The 19103-nt window shown below is 68.9% G+C and carries 17 protein-coding genes; 12 read left to right on the plus strand and 5 right to left on the minus strand.

What is annotated here, in order from left to right; translation table 11 throughout:
* Window positions 1-154 precede the first annotated feature (154 nt).
* Complete coding sequence (locus tag QF037_RS21035) at window positions 155-1504, plus strand: MFS transporter (protein WP_307027496.1); 1350 nt, start codon at window positions 155-157, stop codon at window positions 1502-1504.
* Window positions 1505-1616: 112 nt separating this feature from the next.
* Here the strand turns inward: QF037_RS21035 and QF037_RS21040 are convergent, their stop codons facing one another.
* Complete coding sequence (locus QF037_RS21040; protein ID WP_307027498.1) at window positions 1617-2513, minus strand: NADP-dependent oxidoreductase; 897 nt, start codon at window positions 2511-2513, stop codon at window positions 1617-1619.
* Between the two features lie 141 nt (window positions 2514-2654).
* On the opposite strand from QF037_RS21040, the gene QF037_RS21045 reads away from it, so the two are divergent.
* Window positions 2655-3053 (plus strand): winged helix-turn-helix transcriptional regulator, encoded by a 399-nt coding sequence (locus tag QF037_RS21045; RefSeq protein WP_307027500.1) that lies wholly within the window; start codon window positions 2655-2657, stop codon window positions 3051-3053.
* Between the two features lie 36 nt (window positions 3054-3089).
* Here QF037_RS21045 and QF037_RS21050 read toward each other — a convergent pair whose 3' ends face one another.
* Together QF037_RS21050 and QF037_RS21055 are read right to left on the minus strand one after the other, a co-directional pair.
* On the minus strand, window positions 3090-3575 hold the full coding sequence (locus QF037_RS21050) for a MarR family winged helix-turn-helix transcriptional regulator (protein ID WP_307027502.1): 486 nt from the start codon (window positions 3573-3575) through the stop codon (window positions 3090-3092).
* A 126-nt stretch (window positions 3576-3701) separates the two neighbouring features.
* Window positions 3702-4178 carry a hypothetical protein gene (locus QF037_RS21055; RefSeq protein WP_307027504.1) on the minus strand — a complete coding sequence of 159 codons (477 nt, stop codon included), beginning with the start codon at window positions 4176-4178 and terminating at the stop codon, window positions 3702-3704.
* A 132-nt stretch (window positions 4179-4310) separates the two neighbouring features.
* Here QF037_RS21055 and QF037_RS21060 point away from each other — a divergent pair, with 132 nt between their 5' ends.
* The 5 genes from QF037_RS21060 to QF037_RS21080 all read left to right on the plus strand — a co-directional run bounded on the left by QF037_RS21060 (window position 4311) and on the right by QF037_RS21080 (window position 8132).
* Entirely contained in the window at window positions 4311-4646 is a 336-nt protein-coding gene (locus QF037_RS21060; protein WP_307037282.1) for a YnfA family protein, read from the plus strand.
* A gap of 242 nt (window positions 4647-4888) precedes the next feature.
* Window positions 4889-5665 (plus strand): SDR family NAD(P)-dependent oxidoreductase, encoded by a 777-nt coding sequence (locus QF037_RS21065; RefSeq protein WP_307027506.1) that lies wholly within the window; start codon window positions 4889-4891, stop codon window positions 5663-5665.
* Entirely contained in the window at window positions 5666-5845 is a 180-nt protein-coding gene (locus QF037_RS21070; protein WP_307027508.1) for a hypothetical protein, read from the plus strand.
* A gap of 43 nt (window positions 5846-5888) precedes the next feature.
* Window positions 5889-7154, plus strand: a complete 1266-nt coding sequence (locus tag QF037_RS21075) for a tyrosine-protein phosphatase (protein ID WP_307027510.1) — start codon at window positions 5889-5891, stop codon at window positions 7152-7154.
* Window positions 7155-7331: 177 nt separating this feature from the next.
* Window positions 7332-8132 carry an LAGLIDADG family homing endonuclease gene (locus QF037_RS21080; RefSeq protein ID WP_307027512.1) on the plus strand — a complete coding sequence of 267 codons (801 nt, stop codon included), beginning with the start codon at window positions 7332-7334 and terminating at the stop codon, window positions 8130-8132.
* A gap of 43 nt (window positions 8133-8175) precedes the next feature.
* Here the strand turns inward: QF037_RS21080 and QF037_RS21085 are convergent, their stop codons facing one another.
* Window positions 8176-9369 carry an RtcB family protein gene (locus QF037_RS21085; protein ID WP_307027514.1) on the minus strand — a complete coding sequence of 398 codons (1194 nt, stop codon included), beginning with the start codon at window positions 9367-9369 and terminating at the stop codon, window positions 8176-8178.
* Window positions 9370-9554: 185 nt separating this feature from the next.
* Here QF037_RS21085 and QF037_RS21090 point away from each other — a divergent pair, with 185 nt between their 5' ends.
* The 3 genes from QF037_RS21090 to QF037_RS21100 all read left to right on the plus strand — a co-directional run bounded on the left by QF037_RS21090 (window position 9555) and on the right by QF037_RS21100 (window position 12773).
* Entirely contained in the window at window positions 9555-10385 is an 831-nt protein-coding gene (locus QF037_RS21090) for a DUF3558 domain-containing protein (RefSeq protein WP_307027516.1), read from the plus strand.
* A gap of 109 nt (window positions 10386-10494) precedes the next feature.
* Window positions 10495-11424 (plus strand): DUF3558 family protein, encoded by a 930-nt coding sequence (locus tag QF037_RS21095; RefSeq protein WP_307027518.1) that lies wholly within the window; start codon window positions 10495-10497, stop codon window positions 11422-11424.
* A 92-nt stretch (window positions 11425-11516) separates the two neighbouring features.
* Window positions 11517-12773, plus strand: a complete 1257-nt coding sequence (locus tag QF037_RS21100) for a DUF2637 domain-containing protein (protein WP_307027519.1) — start codon at window positions 11517-11519, stop codon at window positions 12771-12773.
* A 70-nt stretch (window positions 12774-12843) separates the two neighbouring features.
* Here the strand turns inward: QF037_RS21100 and lysS are convergent, their stop codons facing one another.
* Complete coding sequence (gene lysS / locus QF037_RS21105) at window positions 12844-14658, minus strand: lysine--tRNA ligase (RefSeq protein WP_307027521.1); 1815 nt, start codon at window positions 14656-14658, stop codon at window positions 12844-12846.
* A gap of 209 nt (window positions 14659-14867) precedes the next feature.
* Between lysS and argS the strand changes: the two genes are divergently transcribed.
* Together argS and QF037_RS21115 are read left to right on the plus strand one after the other, a co-directional pair.
* Window positions 14868-16631 (plus strand): arginine--tRNA ligase, encoded by a 1764-nt coding sequence (argS, locus tag QF037_RS21110; RefSeq protein WP_307027523.1) that lies wholly within the window; start codon window positions 14868-14870, stop codon window positions 16629-16631.
* A gap of 407 nt (window positions 16632-17038) precedes the next feature.
* A complete protein-coding gene (locus tag QF037_RS21115; protein WP_307027525.1) occupies window positions 17039-19099 on the plus strand; it encodes a choice-of-anchor P family protein in 2061 nt (686 codons plus the stop codon).
* The last annotated feature ends 4 nt before the right edge of the window (window positions 19100-19103 follow it).

Genomic DNA, 19103 nt, shown 5'->3' on the forward strand with positions numbered 1-19103 from the left:
ACCCCGGCCCCGTTATTCCACTTGACCCGCCAACCCTCCCGGCCTCATATTTATCTGCGTGACACAGATATTGCATGACGCAGATGACGCACACGCAGATGAAGGGCTTGGGAAACCGCCCCTCCCCGCTCGCACCCGCTGGGCGATCCTGGCCGTGATCCTCGCCGCGGACGTCCTCGACCTCCTCGACGCCACGATCACCAACATCGCCGCCCCGACGATCACCGCGGACCTCGGCGGCGGCCCCGGCCTCGTCCAGTGGCTCGGCGCCTCCTACGCACTCGCCCTCGGCGTACTGCTCGTCCCCGGCGGACGGCTCGGCGACAGATACGGCCGCCGCCGGCTCTTCCTGCTCGGGCTCGCCGGGTTCGTGGTGGCCTCACTGGCCTGCGGGCTCGCTCCCGACCCGACGACGCTGGTCGTCGCCCGGCTCGCCCAGGGCGCCTTCGGGGCCCTCGTCATCCCGCAGGGCTTCGGCATCCTCGGCGCCACCTGGCCCCGCGACCAGATCGGCAAGGCCTTCAGCCTGTTCGGGCCCGCGATGGGACTGTCCGCGGTCGGCGGCCCGATCCTCGCCGGGTTCCTCGTCGACGCCGACGTCCTGGGCCTCGGCTGGCGTCCCATGTTCCTGATCAACCTGCTGCTCGGCGGCGCCGCCCTGCTCGCCGCCGCCCGCCTGCTGCCGCGCGACCCGGGCGACCGGACCGTCTCGGTCGACGTCCGCGGGGCCGTGCTGCTCACCGGCGCGCTGCTCGGTCTGCTGGGCGGACTGATCGACGGCTCGGCGAGTGGCTGGACCAGTCGGCCACTGATCCTCCTGGCCATCGGCCTCGCCCTCTTCGCCGCCTCCAGCCACCGCCAGCGCACCGCCCCCCACCCACTCATCGAACCGACCCTGCTCCACAACCGCGGCTTCGCGGCGGGCCTGGCCCTCGGCATCGTCGCGTTCGCCGCGACCGCAGGCCTCCTCTATGTCCTCTCCCTCTTCCTCCAACAGGGCCTCGGCCGCTCCCCCACCGGCACCGCACTAGCCCTGATCCCCCTGACCATCGGCATCGTCATCGCCTCGATCGCCTGCCACGGCCTGATCCACACCCACGGCCGCCGCCTCATCCACGCCGGCCTCCTGACCCTCATCGCAGGCTGCGCCTACCTGACCCTGCTGATCCACAACTCCGGCACGCACACCGGAACCTGGGCCCTCGTCCCACCCCTGCTGATCCTCGGCATCGGCATGGGCACCTGCTTCGGCACGGTCTACGACATCACGATCGGCGACATCGCCCCGGCGGAGGCGGGCAGCGCGAGCGGCTCGCTCAACGCCGTACAGCAACTGGCCAACGCGATCGGAGCGGCAGCGGTGACCACGGTCTACTTCCAGACGACCGGCAACACCACGCACGCCACCACCGTCAGCCTCATCACGGTCACGGCCGCCCTCACCCTGTGCCTGCCACTGGTGGGCCTACTGCCACACAGGGCGCAGGAGGACCAACACCACTGAGCCGGCTCAAGAAACAGGCTGGCGCAGCCAGCCGTTTCTTGAGGGGCGCGGGAGAACTGCGCGACAAGCCCCGACGAACCCGCACCCGCCACACAACACCCCCACCACCCCACTAGGCGCCCGGCACCAACACCAACCGCCCCCGCACCCCACCCTCGGCGAGCCGCGCATGCGCCTTCACCGCCTCCTCCAACGGAAACGTCTCCGCCACCCGCAACGTCAGCACCCCCTCCTCGACCAACCCGACCAGCTCACCAAGCCGCGCCCCATCCGCACTCACCTCGACGGCCACCGTCCGAACTCCCCGGACCGACGCCGGCTGAGCCTGCGGAATGACCCCGACATACACACCCCTGTCCCGCACCCACTCCAGCGCCGCCTCCCCCAGCACCGCCGCATCCAGTACGCCGTCGAAGGCCCCCGCCTCCACCGCACCGGACGTGAAGTGGGCGGCCCCCAGGGACCGTACGAGCTCCTCGTCCCCCTCCCGCGCGAGCCCGGTCACCGAAATCCCCCGCCGGGAGGCGAGCTGGATGACGAACCCCCCGACCGCACCCGCCGCACCGGTCACCAGCAGGGACTGCCCCTCCGTCAACTCCGTGAGATCCAGGGCCTGGACGGCGGTCAGGGCGTTCAGCGGCAGCGTCGCCGCGTGTACGGCGTCGACCGTCCTCGGCGCCCGCGCGACCGCGTCCGTGTCCAGGACGACGTAATCGGCGTGCGTGCCCAGCGGCGCGACCATGCCGTAGTCGAGCCCGACCACCTCATCCCCCACGTTCCACGCGGTCGCGACCCCGACGGCGTCCACCGTCCCGGCGACATCCCACCCGAGCCCGAGCTGCTTGCCCGCACCCCCGAAGACGCCCTGCCGCACCCCCGCGTCCACCGGGTTCAGCGTGGCCGCCGCCACCTTGATCCGTATCTGTCGCGCGGCAGGCTCGGGCACCTCGGTCTCCACGACCTCCACGGCCTCGGGCCCACCGAACGCGTTCACCACAACAGCACGCATGCCAAGTCTCCTGGTTTTATTGGCGTTTGTGGGGATTCCCCACTCGCGTGGTATCCCCTTCACTGCCAACAACCCTAGGAAGAGTTACTATCTATAAGTAAGTAGTTACCTGGAAGTGCGTAAGCATCCCGGAGGTGAGCCATGCCGACCCTGACAGCGGCCCAGCGGCGCGAGCAGGCCCGTGTCGAGTACGACGCGTTCATCCGCGGCTGCCCGACCAACCAGCTCCTGGACCGTCTCAGCGACAAGTGGGTCAGCCTCGTCGTCTCGGCCCTCTCCACCGGCCCGATGCGCTACAGCGATCTCACCCGCAAGATCGCCGGCGTCAGCCCCAAGATGCTCACGCAGACCCTGCGCTCACTGGAACGCGACGGCATCCTCGTCCGCACGGTCACCCCGTCCGTCCCCGTCCGCGTCGACTACGAACTCACCCCGCTCGGCCACAGCCTGGCCGTACTCCTGACCGCGGTGAAGGACTGGGCGGAGACCCACATCGAAGAGGTCCACCAAGCCCGCGAGCGCTACGACACCACGGACTGACGGACTGGCTGGCTGGCCGACCGGCCGGCCGGCCGACTAGACGTCCCCGGAACGCAGCCGCTCGACCTGCTCGGCGCTGAACCGGGTCGTACGCCTCATATGCTCGATGATCAGGGCGAGTTGACCATCACCGAGGTCGTCGAAGAGGGCGTTGTACCCGCCCCCCAGCCGGTCCCACACCCGCGTCAGCTCCGCGAGCTTCTCCGGCACGGTGGCCACCAGCACCCGCCGCCGGTCCGCCACGTCCCGCTCCCGCACCGCGTAACCGGCCCGCTCCAGCCGGTCCACCAGCCGCGTGGCCGACCCGGTGGTCAGCCCCGTCAGCTCGGCGACCCGCCCAGTGGTCACCGGCCCGCCTTCCAGGGCAAGCAGATTCAGACACTGCAGATCGGTCGGATGCAGCCCCAGATGATCGGCGAAGGCCTGGTTGAAGAGAGCGTAGGAGGCCATGTACCGCCGAGAAACGGTCCCCAACTCCTCGAGCAACCGCTCCCGCGCCGCCCCACCCTCTACCTGCACCATGCAGAGATCGTACGACGCGGCAGATGGGAAGGAAGATCGGAAGGGAGAGAGTCCACCCCTCCCTCCACCCACACACCCGCGCACCCTCCCACCCGCACACCCTCCCATCCGCCCATCCGTCCGCGGTCAGAAGTAGTACGTGTCGCCCGTGTCCAGGACCAGCACCCGCTGGCGGTCGTTCAAGTGGTTCCGGTCCACCACACCGCCGCTCCACACCGTGTCGATCTCCAGCAAAACCTCGGACGGCTCGCCCCTCAGCCGCAGCCGCAAGCCGATCTGGTCGCCCAGCCCGTCCGCGTCCAGCGCGCCGACCCGGCACAGCACCACGCTCACGCCCGACCGTGCGCACCCCTCCGGCAGCAGTTGCCAGTTCGCCAACGGCTCCGACCAGCGCAGCCGCACCGTCGCGTCGGGCACCGCCGACGGTCCGTGATTCCGCGGCGTGAACCGCACCTCCACCTGGCCCGCGGCCATGGCGACGGCACCGTGATAGGCCAGATCGGCCTCGGGATCGCCCGGAAAGTCCCCCGTCCCCGCGTAAGCCCCCGGCGCCACCCCACCAACGGCCAGCACGGCCGCGACGCACACAGCAACAACCCGCATACCGGCACTCCTCACTCCAGCGTGGCCATACCGTCGGATGTATCCCACGCGAAGCGGACGACAGGCGCCCTCCAACAGGTGACTGGACCCGTATGGCCAGGTGACGTGGACCCATATGGCAGGCTGCGCGGCATGCTCGTCCTGCGCTCGGCCGCCCTCTTCGTCGTCGCCGCCCTGTTCGAGATCGGCGGTGCCTGGCTGGTCTGGCAGGGCGTACGGGAGAACCGCGGCTGGCTGTGGATGGTCGGCGGCGTGCTGGCCCTCGGCGCCTACGGTTTCGTCGCCACCTTCCAGCCCGACGCCCACTTCGGCCGCATCCTCGCCGCGTACGGCGGGATCTTCGTCGCCGGTTCGATCCTGTGGGGCACCGTCGCGGACGGCTACCGCCCCGACCGCTGGGACGTCACGGGCGCACTGGTCTGCCTCGCGGGCATGGCGGTGATCATGTGGGCGCCGCGGGGCAACTGAGCAGCGGGCGCCTCACCCGGCGCCTTCGGGCAGCAGCCCCAGCTGCCCGAGGAACTCCATCTGGTCGAAGTATGAGAACGGACCACTGACCGAGACCGGCCCCCGGCCGACACCACACCCCAGCCCACACCGGCCCCCGGCCCCCGCCGGCACCGGACCGCTGGCTGAGACCAGAAACCCCTCCCCGCCCCGCCCGCCTATCCTGGCGGCAGCCATTCGTACGCACGCCCGAGGAGCAGCCCATGGCCACCGCCGCCCCGTCCGCCGCCTCCCGCATCGCCGTCGTCACCGGTGCGAGCAGCGGAATCGGCGCCGCCACGGCCCGACAGCTCGCCGCCGCGGGCTACCGCGTCGTCCTGACCGCCCGCCGCAAGGACCGTATCGAGGCCCTGGAGGCGGAGATCAACGCGTCCGGCGGCCAGGCGACGGCGTACCAGCTGGACGTCACCGACCGCGCCGCGGTCGACGAGTTCGCGTCGGCCTTCCGGACGATCGGCGTCCTGGTCAACAACGCCGGCGGCGCGCTCGGCGCCGACCCGGTCGCGACCGGCGACCCGGCCGACTGGCGTTCGATGTACGAGACGAACGTCCTCGGCACCCTGAACATCACCCAGGCCCTCCTCCCCAAGCTGGTCGCGAGCGGCGACGGCACGGTGGTCGTCGTCTCCTCCACCGCGGGCCACGGCACCTACGAGGGCGGCGCCGGTTACGTCGCCGCCAAGCACGGCGCCCACGTCCTCGCCGAGACCCTCCGTCTGGAGATCGTCGGCCAGCCGGTCCGCGTCATCGAGATCGCGCCCGGCATGGTGAAGACGGACGAGTTCGCCGTGACCCGCTTCGGCGGCGACAAGGAGAAGGCGGAGAAGGTCTACGAAGGGGTCGCCGAGCCCCTGACGGCCGACGACGTCGCGGAGACGATCACCTGGGCCGTCACCCGCCCCCACCACGTCAACGTCGACCTCCTGGTCCTGCGCCCCCGCGCACAGGCGTCGAACACGAAGGTCCACAGGGAGCTGTAAATGCCCGACGGCCTCGGTGACCACGGCGACCCCGGCGACCTCGATGACGAGTCGGACCGCCGGCACCTCGCACTGGAGAAGAAGCGCGAACGGTTCGTCTGGTACTACCTCGCGTACTTCCTCTTCGGCATCCACATCGTGGCCTTCGTGATGATCTACGCGGTGACGCACGCGAAGTAAATGCCAGGTCAGGACGGGCAGTGACCGCATATGGTCGCTGCCCGTGGACAGACACATACGCTTCGACGCCCTGCACAACGTCCGCGATCTCGGCGGCTACCGGGCCGCCGACGGCCGCAGGATCCGCCCGCGAAGGCTCTACCGCGCCGACTCCCTGGGCAAGTTGACCCGTGACACCCCGGACTGGTCCCGCTTCCTCTCCCTGGGCATCCGCACGGTGATCGACCTGCGCTACGACTGGGAGATCGAGGCCAGGGGCCGCATCCCGCGAGACGACTCCTTCACCTACCACCACCTCAGCATCGAGCACCGCCCCTACAACCAGGCGGCGTTGGGCCCCCACATCGACCCCGGCCCCTACCTCGCCGAACGCTTCATGGAAGTCGCCGAAGACGGCACGAAGGAAATCCGCCAGGCCCTGGAACTGGTCGCGGAAGCAGCACAGTCCGACACCCCTCTGGCCTTCCACTGCGCATCCGGCAAGGACCGCACGGGCGAACTGGCAGCCCTGATCCTCTCCTTGCTCGGCGTCGACGAGCGCACGATCATCGAGGACTTCAGCCTCACGGAACTGGCCACCGCATCCCTCCTGGCGGACTGGCGGGCGAGGAACGACGGCAGATCCCCGACCTGGCCGGGCTTCGCCCGCGCCCCCGAGTCGGTGATGCGCCTGTTCCTGCAATCCCTCACCACGCGCTACGGCTCGGTGGAGGGCTACGTCACGAAGGCCCTGGGCCTGGACGCCGAAACCCTCACCGCAAAGCTCCGCGAAAACCTCCTGGAACCGGCCCCGACGACCTGGGCGCCCCTCACCTACCGAAGGGCGACCCCGGCGGACGCGAAGACCCTGGTCCACCTACGCGACTCCCTCTCCCTGTGGATGCTGGCCAGAGGAATCGACCAGTGGAAGCCCCAGGAGAAGACCGAGGCCCACTTCATCACCCGCATGCAAGAGGGCGAAGTCTGGCTGGCCCACACAGGCGACACCCTGGCCGGCGCCTACGAACTCTGGTGGACCGACGAGGCGGCCTGGGGCCCCCGCCCCTCCGACGCCGGCTATATCCACCGCTTGATGACAACCCCCCACACGGCCCCACCCCACACCGGCCGCCAACTCCTGACCCACGCGGAATCCCGCATCACACAGTCCGCCCGCCCCTACGCCCGCCTGGACTGCCTCTCCACCAACCCCCGCCTCCGCACGTACTACGAGTCCGCGGGCTACACAGTCGTCGGCGAACAACCCACAAAGGACGGCGGCTTGGGCAGCCCGTACGCGGTGACCCTGCTGGAGAAGCGCCTCGGTTAACTCACAGGGGTGAACCTCATCGATCACCCAAACGACCCCTGAACAGGCGATCTAGGCTCGCACCACAACATCAAATCGACGGCCCCCGGCCGGGACTGGCATCCCGACCGAGGGCCTGACCAGCAAGGAAGGAAGAGCTTCCTCATGGCTGAATGCGAGCCTAGCGCCCACCGGTTCATGGACCTCACGGTCCCGGAGTACGCGTACATGTTCGGCTTCTTGCAGGCGGATGGCCATCTCCAGCAAGGGGTCGGTCAGAAGGGGAAGTTGACCGTCGAGCTCAACGCGCGCGACATCGCTCTCCTACGCACGTTCCAGAAGCTGACGCCCTACTACAGCAGCGTCACGGAACGCACCCGGTCCACGAACTTCGCCGAGACACACAGCTCAGCCACCTGGAGCCTGTGTTCCCTCGAAGCCAGGACCAAGGTCAATGAACTCGGCCTACCGTACGGCCGCAAGTCGAAGACGATCGCTCCGCCTCTCGGCGAGTTCTCACGCCGGGACTACCTCCGCGGCGTGATCGACGCCGACGGCTCCGTGGGCTACACGAGCAAAGGCTTCCCCTTCGTCTCCCTGACCACCGCCAGTACCGCCATCGCCGCCTACCTGTGCTTCTACGCAGGAAAGGTCACAGGAACAGAGCGCAGCCTCAAGCGCAATGCCCGAGACGCCATCTACAACATCCTGTACACCAACGAGAACGCCCAGAAGCTGGCCGGCGACCTCTACTACACAGGCTGCCTGTCCCTTGAGCGCAAGCAGAACGCAGCTGAATCGCTTGGCACTTGGGTCAGGCCGACAGGCATGCGGATCGCACCCGATCGACGCCGATGGACCGCGCACGAGGACCGCGTACTGCTGCGGCTGAACAACGACGCTGCGGCAGCCAAGGAACTCGGTCGCACCGAGAAGAGCTGCTACATCCGCCTCTGGCGCCTGCGAACGGGCCAGGTCGCGATGCCGACCGGGCGATAGCGGATAAGCCGAGGCCCCCGGCGCCGCCCGGGGGCCTCATGCATCAGCCCTTCACACAAATGAACTGCTTCAGCTTCGCGACGACCTCAACCAGGTCACGCTGCTGCTCCATCACCTGATCAATGTTCTTGTAAGCACCGGGAATCTCGTCCAGCACGCCGGAGTCCTTGCGGCACTCCACGCCCCGTGTCTGCTCCTCCAGGTCCCGCACAGTGAAGCGCCGCTTCGCCGCGTTCCGGCTCATTCGCCGACCCGCCCCGTGCGAAGCCGAGTTGAAGGCCTTCTCGTTACCGAGCCCCTTCACAATGTACGAACTGGTGCCCATCGAGCCGGGGATGATCCCGAACTCGCCGGATCCGGCACGAATCGCGCCCTTACGCGTGACCAGCAGGTCCATGCCTTCGTAGCGCTCCTCGGCCACATAGTTGTGGTGGCAGGAGATCTCGGACTCGAAGGCCGGCTTGGCCTTCTTGAACTCCTTGCGGATCACGTCCTTCAGGAGCGCCATCATGATCGCGCGGTTGTACTTGGCGTACTCCTGTGCCCAGTACAGATCGTGCCTGTACGCGGCCATCTGCGGAGTGTCCGATACGAACACCGCCAAGTCACGGTCCACAAGACCCTGGTTGTGCGGGAGCTTCTGAGCAGCGCCGATGTGGTGCTCGGCCAATTCCTTGCCGATGTTCCGGGATCCGGAATGCAACATGAGCCAGACCGAATTTGACTGATCAAGGCAAATCTCGATCATGTGGTTGCCGGATCCGAGCGTTCCCATCTGCTTGGTCGCCCGCTCCTCGCGAAACTTCACCGCCTCCGCAACCCCGTCGAACCGCCCCCAGAACTCATCCCACCCCGCAGTGGCCAGCCCATGGAACCGCCCAGGCTCAACGGCAGAGTCATGCATCCCCCGCCCCACCGGAATAGCCTGCTCGATCTTCGACCGCAGCCGGGAAAGGTCCCCCGGCAGATCATTGGCGGTCAGCGACGTCTTGACGGCCGACATCCCGCACCCGATGTCCACCCCCACCGCCGCAGGACAAACGGCCCCCTGCATGGCGATGACCGACCCGACCGTCGCCCCCTTCCCGTAATGCACGTCCGGCATCACGGCCAGGCCCTTGATCCACGGCAGGGTCGCGACGTTGCGCAGCTGCTGGAGCGCCACGTCCTCGACCGACGCCGGGTCGGCCCACATGCGGATCGGTACCTTCGCGCCCGGCATCTCCACGTACGACATATCGTCCTCATTCCCCCGGAAATTATATAAAAGTCTCAGATCGCAAAACCGGCGCCAAGATCAACGAATAGGACAACGGACCGGCGTCCACGGCTGTGCGTGCGATACACATGGTGCCCAGGGGTCACCCCTGCCCGGCAAGCGAATAAGCAGCGGGAACACGCACACAGCGAGAGGAGCCGACCGTGCAGCGGAAGGCCTATGTACCCGGCGCCGCGGCGCTCCTCGTGGCATTGCTGGCCGGCTGCACCAGCGGCTCGGACGACGGCGGCATCACGGACGACGCCAACCCCGGCGACGCCGGCACCGCGTCGGCCGCCGCCGAGCCCGGCCGCTACCGCACTCTCCCGGAGCCCTGCGCCGCGATCGGCCAGAGCACGCTCGACGCGCTCCTGCCCGGCATCCCGCAGATCACGGACGAGACGCAGCGCGAGAAGGCGTACGAGGGGGAGCCGACGGTCACGTTCGACACGGACCGCAAGGTCGGCTGCCGTTGGAAGGTGGAGTCGACGGACGCGACGGACCGTCTGCTCGTCGATCTGGAGCGGGTGGTGTCGTACGACGCCGCGAGCGACGACAGTGAGGCGGAGGGGGTGTTCGCGGAGAAGCAGGAGGCCGCCGACCTCCCGGAGCCCACGGACTCCGAGTCGAGCACGTCCGACGTGAGTTCCGACGTGAGTTCCGACGTGAGCAGCGAGAGCGCCACCCCGAGTTCGTCCCCTTCCTCGTCTTCCCCCTCTTCCTCCAGCACTTCTCCGAGCGCCACTCCGAGCGATCTGCAGCCCCGGCTGCTCGACGATGTCGGCGACGAGGCGTTCCTGGACGACGCGCTCAGCAGCTCGGGTTCGACGGCTCGGCAGCGCACGGTGACTGTGGCGTTCCGCACGTCCAACGTGATCGTGACGATCGTGTACGAGGAGCAGTCGGCGACGGTCGGCGTGGTGCCGGACAGTGAGGAAATGCAGGACAGGGCACGGGAAGTGGCCTCTCGGCTGGCGGACGCGCTGGCGGGTTGAGGGCTGTTCGGGCGCCTCGGCAAAGCGGGTGAACCAGAGCCGCACAGCTGTCTCACCGCGTACCGTGGCCCCTCGGACCCGAGCCGACCGCAGGAGCACGAGCAGCGTCATGAGTGAAGGAACCATGCAGCGAGCAGCACAGCGAGACCAGGGTGGCATGGGGGTCCCTCCCGCGCCTGTCGGGCAGCGGGGGAGAGCGGGGCGCCTGAGCCGGGTACTTCTCGGCGCGGCGGCAGTCCCGGTGATGCTGGTGGCGGCCGGCTGTTCCTCGGACTCCGGCTCGGACGACGCCGGGAGCAAGGAGTCCGCCGCCGGCGCCGGCGCTTCCGCGTCCGTGAGCGCGTCGCCGACGGTGCAGGCGGCGACATATGCCTCGCTTCCCGACCCGTGCGACACCCTGTCCAAGGGCACGTTGGGTGATCTCGTACCGAAGGCGCCGAAGTCCGGCAAGCAGGGCAAGTCGGATGATGTGGCGACGCGGGGCAGTTGCTCCTGGTCGAGCCTCGACAACAACGGCGTCAAGGGCTCCCAGTTCCGTTGGCTGAACGTCTCGTTGCTCCGTTTCGACTCGGACGTCACGCGTGGCGAGGGCGACAAGCTGGCGCAGGAGTACTTCGACAAGCAGGTCCAGGACGCCCAGTCGGTGGACGGCGCGAAGAACGCGAAGGCAGCGCCGGTCACCGGTACGGGCGAGGCGGCGACGCTGGTGACGTACGACCTGAAGAAGAAGGAAGGCTCCTTCAAGCAGCAGACGCTGGTCACGCGCGTCGAGAACGTCGTGGTCACCGTCGACTACAACGGGGCGGGTCTGGCGGGCGAGAAGACGCCGAGCGCGGACAGCCTGGCCAAGCTGGTGAAGAAGGCGGCCAAGGAGGCGGTGGCCGCGGTGACGAAGGCGAACGCGGGCGGCGGCACGGGTACGGGGGGCGCGGCGAGTCCGTCTCCGTCCGAGTCGGCGTCGAAGTCGGCCTCCAAGTCGCCCTCGACGTCCACCTCGAAGTCCGCATCTCCGTCCAAGTCGGCTGCGAAGAAGAGCTGAACAAGGGCTGACGGTCCCTACCGGCCACCCGTGCGCCGCACACATGTGCCACTCTGTTGCGCGCAACAACACGCAAGGGGAGGGGATTACGGGTGGCCGCACCAGTGCAGTTGACCCGGACGCACCGCGTTCTCATCGGCGTCGTCGTGTTCGGCGCCGTGATCATCGCAGGTATCGGCTTCGCGGGGTCGTACGCGGCCGTCCGTGCACTCGCCCTCCAAAAGGGCTTCGGGAACTTCAGTTACGTCTTCCCGATCGGCATCGACGCGGGCATCTGTGTCCTGCTGGCCCTGGATCTCCTCCTGACGTGGATCCGTATCCCGTTCCCGCTGCTGCGGCAGACGGCGTGGCTCCTGACGGCGGCGACGATCGCCTTCAACGGTGCGGCCGCGTGGCCGGATCCGCTCGGCGTGGGCATGCACGCGGTGATCCCGATCCTGTTCGTGGTCTCGGTCGAGGCCGCGCGGCACGCGATCGGCCGGATCGCGGACATCACGGCCGACAAGCACATGGAGGGTGTCCGGCTCACGCGCTGGCTGCTCTCCCCGCTGCCCACGTTCCTGCTGTGGCGGCGCATGAAGCTGTGGGAGCTGCGCTCCTACGAGCAGGTGATCAAGCTGGAGCAGGAGCGGCTGGTCTATCAGGCGCGGCTGAGGTCCCGCTTCGGCCGTGCCTGGCGGCGGAAGGCTCCGGTGGAGTCCCTGATGCCGCTGAGGCTCGCGCGGTACGGGGTGCCGCTGGCGGAGACGGCTCCGGCGGGCCTGGCGGCGGCGGGCATCGAGCCCGCGCTGCTGCCTCCGGCGCCGGTACCGGTGCCGGCGCCGCGGGTCGAGGCGCCGGTGCAGCAGCGGGCTGTGGAGGCCGCGCCCGTCCCGCAGCAGGCGGTGGCTCCCGTCGAGGAGCAGTACGAGCAGGTGCCGGAGGAGAGCCCCTGGTTCGCTCCGCCCCAGCAGATCGAGTACCAGGGCGACTACGACCCGGCGTACGACCCGGACCAGTACGCCCAGTGGTACGCGGAGCAGCAGCAGGCCGAGCAGTACCAGCAACAGCAGCGGCCGGTCCACGAGGAGCCTTCTTCGGAGGAGACGGGCAGCTTCCCCATCCCGGTGGGCCCCAGCCGCACGCGGGAGCTCGGTGAGGGCGGCGGCAGTCCGGAGCCGGACGAGGAGTCGTACTACCAGGTCTTCAAGAAGTCGATAAGCGGCAGCGGCTATCCGACCCCGCGCGAGTTCAGCGAGAACGTCGAGGCAGAGTTCAGCCTCATGCTTCCGCCGGACGAGTCCAAGCGCATGGTCAACCGCTTCACGAACCGCTACAACGCGGAACTGGAAGAGGACCACATCGCGTAACCACGATCGCGTACGACGAGGGGGGCGCCCGGTGAATCACCGGGCGCCCCCCTCGTCGTAGAAACGGCCTTTACGCCCCGAGCAGGGTCCGCACCCGCTCCTGGCCCACGGCCAGCAGCAGCGTGGGCAGCCGGGGACCGGTGTCACGGCCCACCAGCAGGTGGTAGAGCAGCGCGAAGAACGTCCGCTGTGCGGTCTTGATCTCCGCCGGCAGCTCCTTGGGCGTCGCGTCCGCGGAGAACCCGGCCTGCACCTTGGGCACGCCGTAGACAAGGTGGGTCAGCCCGTCGAGCGACCAGTGTTCGGCGAGCCCGTCGAGCAGCAGGCGCAGGGACTGCGCGGACGCCTCGTCGAGGGACTTCAGGAGCTCGACGTCCGCCTCGTCCCGCACGATGGTCCGCTGGTCGGCGGGAACGTGCGTGTTGATCCAGGCCTCGGCCTTGTCGTACCGCGGCCGGGCCTCGTCGAGGGAGCCCAGCGGGTTCGAGGGGTCGAGCTCGGACAGGATCCGCAGCGCCTGGTCCGCGTGCCCGGCGGTGATGTCCGCGACGGACGCGAGGGTCCGGTACGGCAGCGGCCGTGCCGTGCGGGGCAGCTCGCCGCCGGCCGTGCGCACCGCACGCGCGTGTGCGGCGATGTCGGCGGGGAGCGCGGAGCCGTCCGCGACCTTGGCGTCCAGCTTGTCCCACTCGTCGTAGAGCCGCTGGATCTCCTGGTCGAAGGCGATCTTGAAGGACTGGTTGGGGCGGCGCCGGGCGTAGAGCCAGCGCAGCAGCTGCGGCTCCATGATCTGGAGCGCGTCACCGGGCGTGGGCACACCGCCCTTGGACGACGACATCTTCGCCATCCCGGAAATCCCCACGAAGGCGTACATGGGCCCGATGGGCTGCTTCCCGCCGAAGATCCCGACGATCTGCCCGCCGACCTGGAAGGAGGACCCCGGAGACGAGTGGTCGACACCGCTCGGCTCGAAGACGACCCCCTCGTACGCCCACCGCATCGGCCAGTCGACCTTCCAGACCAGCTTGCCGCGGTTGAACTCGTTGAGCCGCACGGTCTCGGAGAAACCGCAGACGTCGCAGGTGTACGTCAGCTCGGTGCTGTCGTCGTCGTACGCCGTGACGGTCGTCAGGTCCTTCTCGCAGTTGCCGCAGTACGGCTTGTACGGGAAGTAGCCGGCGCTGCCGGAGGAGCCGTCGTCCTCGTCCGCCGCGCCGGACCCCTCCGCGGCCTCCAGCTCGGCCTCGTCGAGGGGCTTCTGCTGCTTCTTCGGGGGCGCCTTCTTGGTCCGGTACTGCTCGAGGATCGCGTCGATGTCACCGCGGTGCCTCATGGCGTGCAGGATCTGCTCGCGATACACCCCGGAGGTGTACTGCGCGGTCTGGCTGATCCCGTCGAACTCGACCCCGAGCTCGCCGAGCGCCTCGACCATGGCGGCCTTGAAGTGCTCGGCCCAGTTCGGGTACGCCGATCCCTTCGGCGCGGGCACGGAGGTCAGCGGCTTGCCGATGTGCTCGGCCCAGGACTCGTCGACGCCCGCGATGCCGGCCGGCACCTTGCGGTAACGGTCGTAGTCGTCCCAGGAGATGAGGTGCCGGACCTGGAGTCCCCGGCGCCGGATCTCGTCGGCGACCAGGTGCGGGGTCATGACCTCGCGCAAGTTCCCGAGGTGGATCGGCCCCGAGGGGGACAGCCCGGACGCGACGACAACCACCGGAGCGGTAGCGAGCGATGTCGCTGCGCCCGGGGCCCGACGCTCCGACTCCTCGATGACCTCATCCGCGAAACGGGAGACCCAGTCGGTGGTCTCGGTGCTCTGAGCCACGGGGCACGTCCTTCTTTCTCTCCTGAAGCAGCCGGTACGGTCTACGGCTGGCCCAGCCATTCTCCCAGCTAGGTCGGCAACAAGGAAAACGCCTTATCAGGGACCACCCCCCGACAGGCGGCGCAGCCGCCTGTCGGGGGCGCGGGGAACTGCGCGACAAGCCCCCACCGGGCCGGCAGCCGGGCTCGAGACCGAAAAAACCCCTTTGCGACCCCGTGGGATACTGGCCACGTCTGAAACAACCCCACGAGGAGAACGGCTCCCACCCCATGACCTCGGTCACGTCGCTCACCGATCTCGTCCACCAGCGCCTCGCGAACGCCCTCTCGGCCACCCTGCCGGAGGCAGACGCAGACCCGCTTCTGCGACGTAGCGACCGGGCCGATTTCCAGGCCAACGGGATCCTCGCCCTGGCGAAGAAGGCCAAGGCGAACCCCCGCGAGCTGGCCACGCAGGTCGTCGCACAGGTCGAGTCCGGCGACGTGATCAAGGACATCGAGGTCTCAGGCCCCGGCTTCCTCAACATCACGATCTCCGACAAGGCGATCATCGCGAACCTCGCCGAGCGCTACACCGACCCCGCCCGCCTGGGCGTGCCGCCGAAGAAGAACCCCGGCATCACCGTCGTCGACTACGCCCAGCCCAACGTCGCCAAGGAAATGCACGTCGGCCACCTCCGCTCCGCGGTCATCGGCGACGCCCTCCGCGGCATGCTCGACTTCACCGGCGAGCGGACGATCGGCCGCCACCACATCGGCGACTGGGGTACCCAGTTCGGCATGCTCATCCAGTACCTGGTCGAGAACCCGGGCGAGCTGGCCCCGCCCGAGGACGTCGACGGCGAGCAGGCCATGTCGAACCTGAACCGGGTCTACAAGGCGTCGCGCGCGGTCTTCGACACGGACGAGGAGTTCAAGGAGCGCGCCCGCAAGCGGGTCGTGGCCCTCCAGTCCGGCGACAAGGAGACCCTCGAACTGTGGCAGCAGTTCGTCGACGAGTCGAAGGTCTACTTCTACTCCGTCTTCGAGAAGCTGGACATGGAGATCCGCGACGAGGAGATCGTCGGCGAGTCCGCGTACAACGAGGGCATGCCCGAGACCGCCCGCCTCCTGGAGGAGATGGGCGTCGCGGAACGCTCTGACGGCGCACTCGTGGTCTTCTTCGACGAGATCCGCGGCAAGGACGACAAGCCGGTCCCGCTGATCGTGCAGAAGGCGGACGGCGGCTTCGGCTACGCGGCCTCCGACCTGACCGCGATCCGCAACCGTGTCGTCGACCTGGACGCGACGACGCTGCTGTACGTCGTGGACGTACGCCAGTCGCTGCACTTCAGGATGGTCTTCGAGACGGCCCGCCGCGCCGGCTGGCTCGGCGACGACGTCACCGCGCACAACATGGGCTACGGCACGGTGCTGGGCGCGGACGGCAAGCCGTTCAAGACGCGTCAGGGCGAGACGGTGAAGCTGGAGGACCTCCTCGACGAGGCCGTCGAGCGGGCCACGGCCGTCGTGCGCGAGAAGGCCGAGAAGGTGGGCCTGACCGAGGAGGAGATCGTCGAGAACGGCCGGTACGTCGGGATCGGCGCCGTGAAGTACGCGGACCTGTCGACCTCGCCGAGCCGTGACTACAAGTTCGACCTGGACCAGATGGTCTCGCTGAACGGCGACACCTCGGTCTACCTCCAGTACGCGTACGCCCGTATCAAGTCGATCCTGCGCAAGGCCGACGACAAGCGGCCGACCGCCCACCCGGAGCTCGAACTCGCCCCGGCCGAGCGGGCGTTGGGCCTGCACCTGGACGCGTTCGGCGACCTGCTCGCGGAGGCGACGGCGGAGTACGCACCGCACAAGCTGACCGCGTACCTGTACCAGCTGGCGTCTCTCTTCACGACGTTCTACGACCAGTGCCCGGTCATCAAGCCGGAGCCGCCGAAGGACATCGCGGAGAACCGCCTGTTCCTCTGCGACCTGACCGCCCGCACCCTCCACCGGGGCATGGCCCTGCTGGGCATCAGGACGCCCGAGAAGCTCTGATCGCCCTCGAAGAACAGCCGTTCCGGGCCCGGCCCCCTGGGGGACCGGGCCCGGAATGTCTCCTACCGCAGTCCTCATCCGGACAAGTCCCGCCGTACACCTGTATGTGAAGACCTCGTGCACCCGCGCCCCACCAGCCCCCGCGGGCCCCGAACAGGACCCGGCACTTCACCAACCCCCCACACCACGCTTCGCACACATCAAGTCGGCGCTCCCAGTCGCCTCTCGCCTTTACTCGGCCGTAACAGCGTCCTGTTCGGCCACCCCTGTCGTTGACCGATGTACAACAACCCCGTCACGCTCCCCCTGGTCACTCCGAGTCGCATCGGCCCGGATGAGCCGGTGCCGCAACCACGGGGGAAGTCATCAAAAATCACCGCAGATCATCACGTTCGTTACGCGGGGCGTTGCTGGCGTTCACCGCCGCCACCACACTCACCGTCACCGCCCTGGGCAACCCAGCTCAGGCCTCGGAGGCGTCGGACACGGCCCAAGTGACCTACAAGGGCCACACGTTCTCCGTCCCTGCGACCTGGGACGTCATCGATCTCGCCGAGGACCCGGACACCTGCGTCCGCTACGACCGCCACGCCGTGTACCTCGGCAAGCCGGCGGCGGATGCCCAACAGAGCTGCCCGGCCGATGTGTTGGGCCGTACGGAGGCGCTCGTACTGGAGCCGGACAAGGGCTCCGCCGCGGCACAGGTCTCGGAGAACGGCACCTCGCACACGTACTGGGCGACGGCCGACGGCATCGCCGTCACCGCGTCCTACGGCGAGAACCGGGACGAGATCAAGAAGATCCTCGCCAGTGCCGGCCTCCCTGCCGACGAGGCGACCCCGGCAGCGACGCCGGCGGCCATGGCGGCGGCACAGCCGTCGATCCAGGCCGTCCCCGCGGACGCCACGTCCTACCAGGGCGAGGGTTTCGACCGCTGCGCCGCACCGCCGACCGCCACGATGAACGCCTGGAAGGCGGCCTCGACGTACGGTGCCATCGGCTTCTACATCGGCGGGGTCAACGCGGGCTGCAAGGACCAGGCCAGTGCCGAGTGGGTGCAGACGCAGTACGCCAACGGCTGGCGCTTCATCCCGATCTACGTCGGCCCGCAGGCCGAGGCGGGTTCGGGCAGCTGCACGGGTGACTGCGTGGCGATCACCGACCCGGTGCCGGAAGGTGCGGCATCGGCCCGGGACGCGGTCGCGCAGGCGCAGAACTACGGTCTCCCGGCGGGCTCGGTCCTCTACTACAACATGGAGCACTACAACTCCGGCCGCGAGAAGGTCCTGGCCTTCCTCCAGTCCTGGACCACCACGATCCACGAGCTGGGCTACCGCTCGGGCGCCTACGGCAGCGCGTCCTCGCTCGCCACGGACCTGGTGGCGGCGAACGCCTCGGGCTACACCCAGCCGGACGTCATCAACTTCGCCCGCTGGGACGAGGTGCCGACCACCGAGGACCGCGCGATCCCGGCCGACATGTGGGCGAACCACCAGCGGGTCAAGCAGTACGACGGCCCGACCGAGGACGACCCCAACGAGGAGACCTACGGCGGTATCACCCTCGACCTCGACAACGACCTCCTCGACGTCGGTGAGGGTTCGACCCAGCCGCCGGTCCAGAAGGACACGACCCTGACGTACTCCGGTCCGGCCACCGTCTCCAACGGCTCCCCGGCCGCCCTCTCCGCGACCCTGGCGGAGAAGGACGGCGGCGCCCCGGTCGCCGACCGCGAGGTCACCCTCGCCCTCGGCCCCACGGACGCCCTGCAGACCTGCGCGGCGAACACCGACGCCCAGGGCAAGGCGACCTGCACGATCGACAAGGTGGCTCAGCCACTCACCGGTTCAGCCACCGTGCCACTCAAGGCGACCTTCGCCGGCGACGAGGCCTACAAGGCCTCCGAGGCCACGGCCGAACTCAAGCTCCAGTACGTCACCGGCCGCGCCTACGGTCTCTCCGCCCAGATCCCGGTCCTCGCCCTGCCGATCGGCATCGCCCCCACCCCGGACACCGGTGTGGTCCGCGCGGCGGACGCCAAGACGGTCGCCCCGCCCTGCGCGGCACCCATCAACGTGCTGGTCCTGTCCGCCGACACCCTCTGCGCGAAGGTGGAGACGAAGACCGGCCCGAGCGGCTCCACAGCGACCGCGACCGTGGAGGACGCCAGGATCGGCCTGCCCGGCCTGCCCGTGGTCGCCCTCTCCGGCGTGACAGCGACCTCGACCAGCAGCTGCACGGCCACCACCGGCAGCACGGACCTGTCGCTGACGGTCGCGGGCACACCGGTCGAGATCGGTGACGTACCGAACTATGCGATCGACCTCGGCCCGGCCGCCAAGCTCGTGCTCAACGAGCAGATCAGGACGGCGACCGGCCTCACGGTCAACGCAGCCCATCTGACGGCGGCGGGCGGCGTGGACGTGGTCATCGCGTCGAGCGCCACGGACGCCTACAACTGCGCGTGAATCG

This window comes from Streptomyces canus (genome assembly GCF_030815415.1).
In the GTDB taxonomy this organism is placed as follows: domain Bacteria; phylum Actinomycetota; class Actinomycetes; order Streptomycetales; family Streptomycetaceae; genus Streptomyces; species Streptomyces canus_F.

Excerpts from the sequence above, each read along its gene's own strand:
- QF037_RS21055 (WP_307027504.1), bottom strand. The coding sequence starts at position 4,178 with ATGCGGGTTGTTGCTGTGTGCGTCGCGGCCGTGCTGGCCGTTGGTGGG.
- QF037_RS21045 (WP_307027500.1), top strand. The coding sequence starts at position 2,655 with ATGCCGACCCTGACAGCGGCCCAGCGGCGCGAGCAGGCCCGTGTCGAG.
- QF037_RS21050 (WP_307027502.1), bottom strand. The coding sequence starts at position 3,575 with ATGGTGCAGGTAGAGGGTGGGGCGGCGCGGGAGCGGTTGCTCGAGGAG.
- QF037_RS21095 (WP_307027518.1), top strand. The coding sequence starts at position 10,495 with ATGAGTGAAGGAACCATGCAGCGAGCAGCACAGCGAGACCAGGGTGGC.
- QF037_RS21080 (WP_307027512.1), top strand. The coding sequence starts at position 7,332 with ATGGACCTCACGGTCCCGGAGTACGCGTACATGTTCGGCTTCTTGCAG.
- QF037_RS21065 (WP_307027506.1), top strand. The coding sequence starts at position 4,889 with ATGGCCACCGCCGCCCCGTCCGCCGCCTCCCGCATCGCCGTCGTCACC.
- QF037_RS21040 (WP_307027498.1), bottom strand. The coding sequence starts at position 2,513 with ATGCGTGCTGTTGTGGTGAACGCGTTCGGTGGGCCCGAGGCCGTGGAG.
- QF037_RS21070 (WP_307027508.1), top strand. The coding sequence starts at position 5,666 with ATGCCCGACGGCCTCGGTGACCACGGCGACCCCGGCGACCTCGATGAC.
- argS (WP_307027523.1), top strand. The coding sequence starts at position 14,868 with ATGACCTCGGTCACGTCGCTCACCGATCTCGTCCACCAGCGCCTCGCG.
- QF037_RS21085 (WP_307027514.1), bottom strand. The coding sequence starts at position 9,369 with ATGTCGTACGTGGAGATGCCGGGCGCGAAGGTACCGATCCGCATGTGG.
- QF037_RS21060 (WP_307037282.1), top strand. The coding sequence starts at position 4,311 with ATGCTCGTCCTGCGCTCGGCCGCCCTCTTCGTCGTCGCCGCCCTGTTC.
- lysS (WP_307027521.1), bottom strand. The coding sequence starts at position 14,658 with ATGGCTGGGCCAGCCGTAGACCGTACCGGCTGCTTCAGGAGAGAAAGA.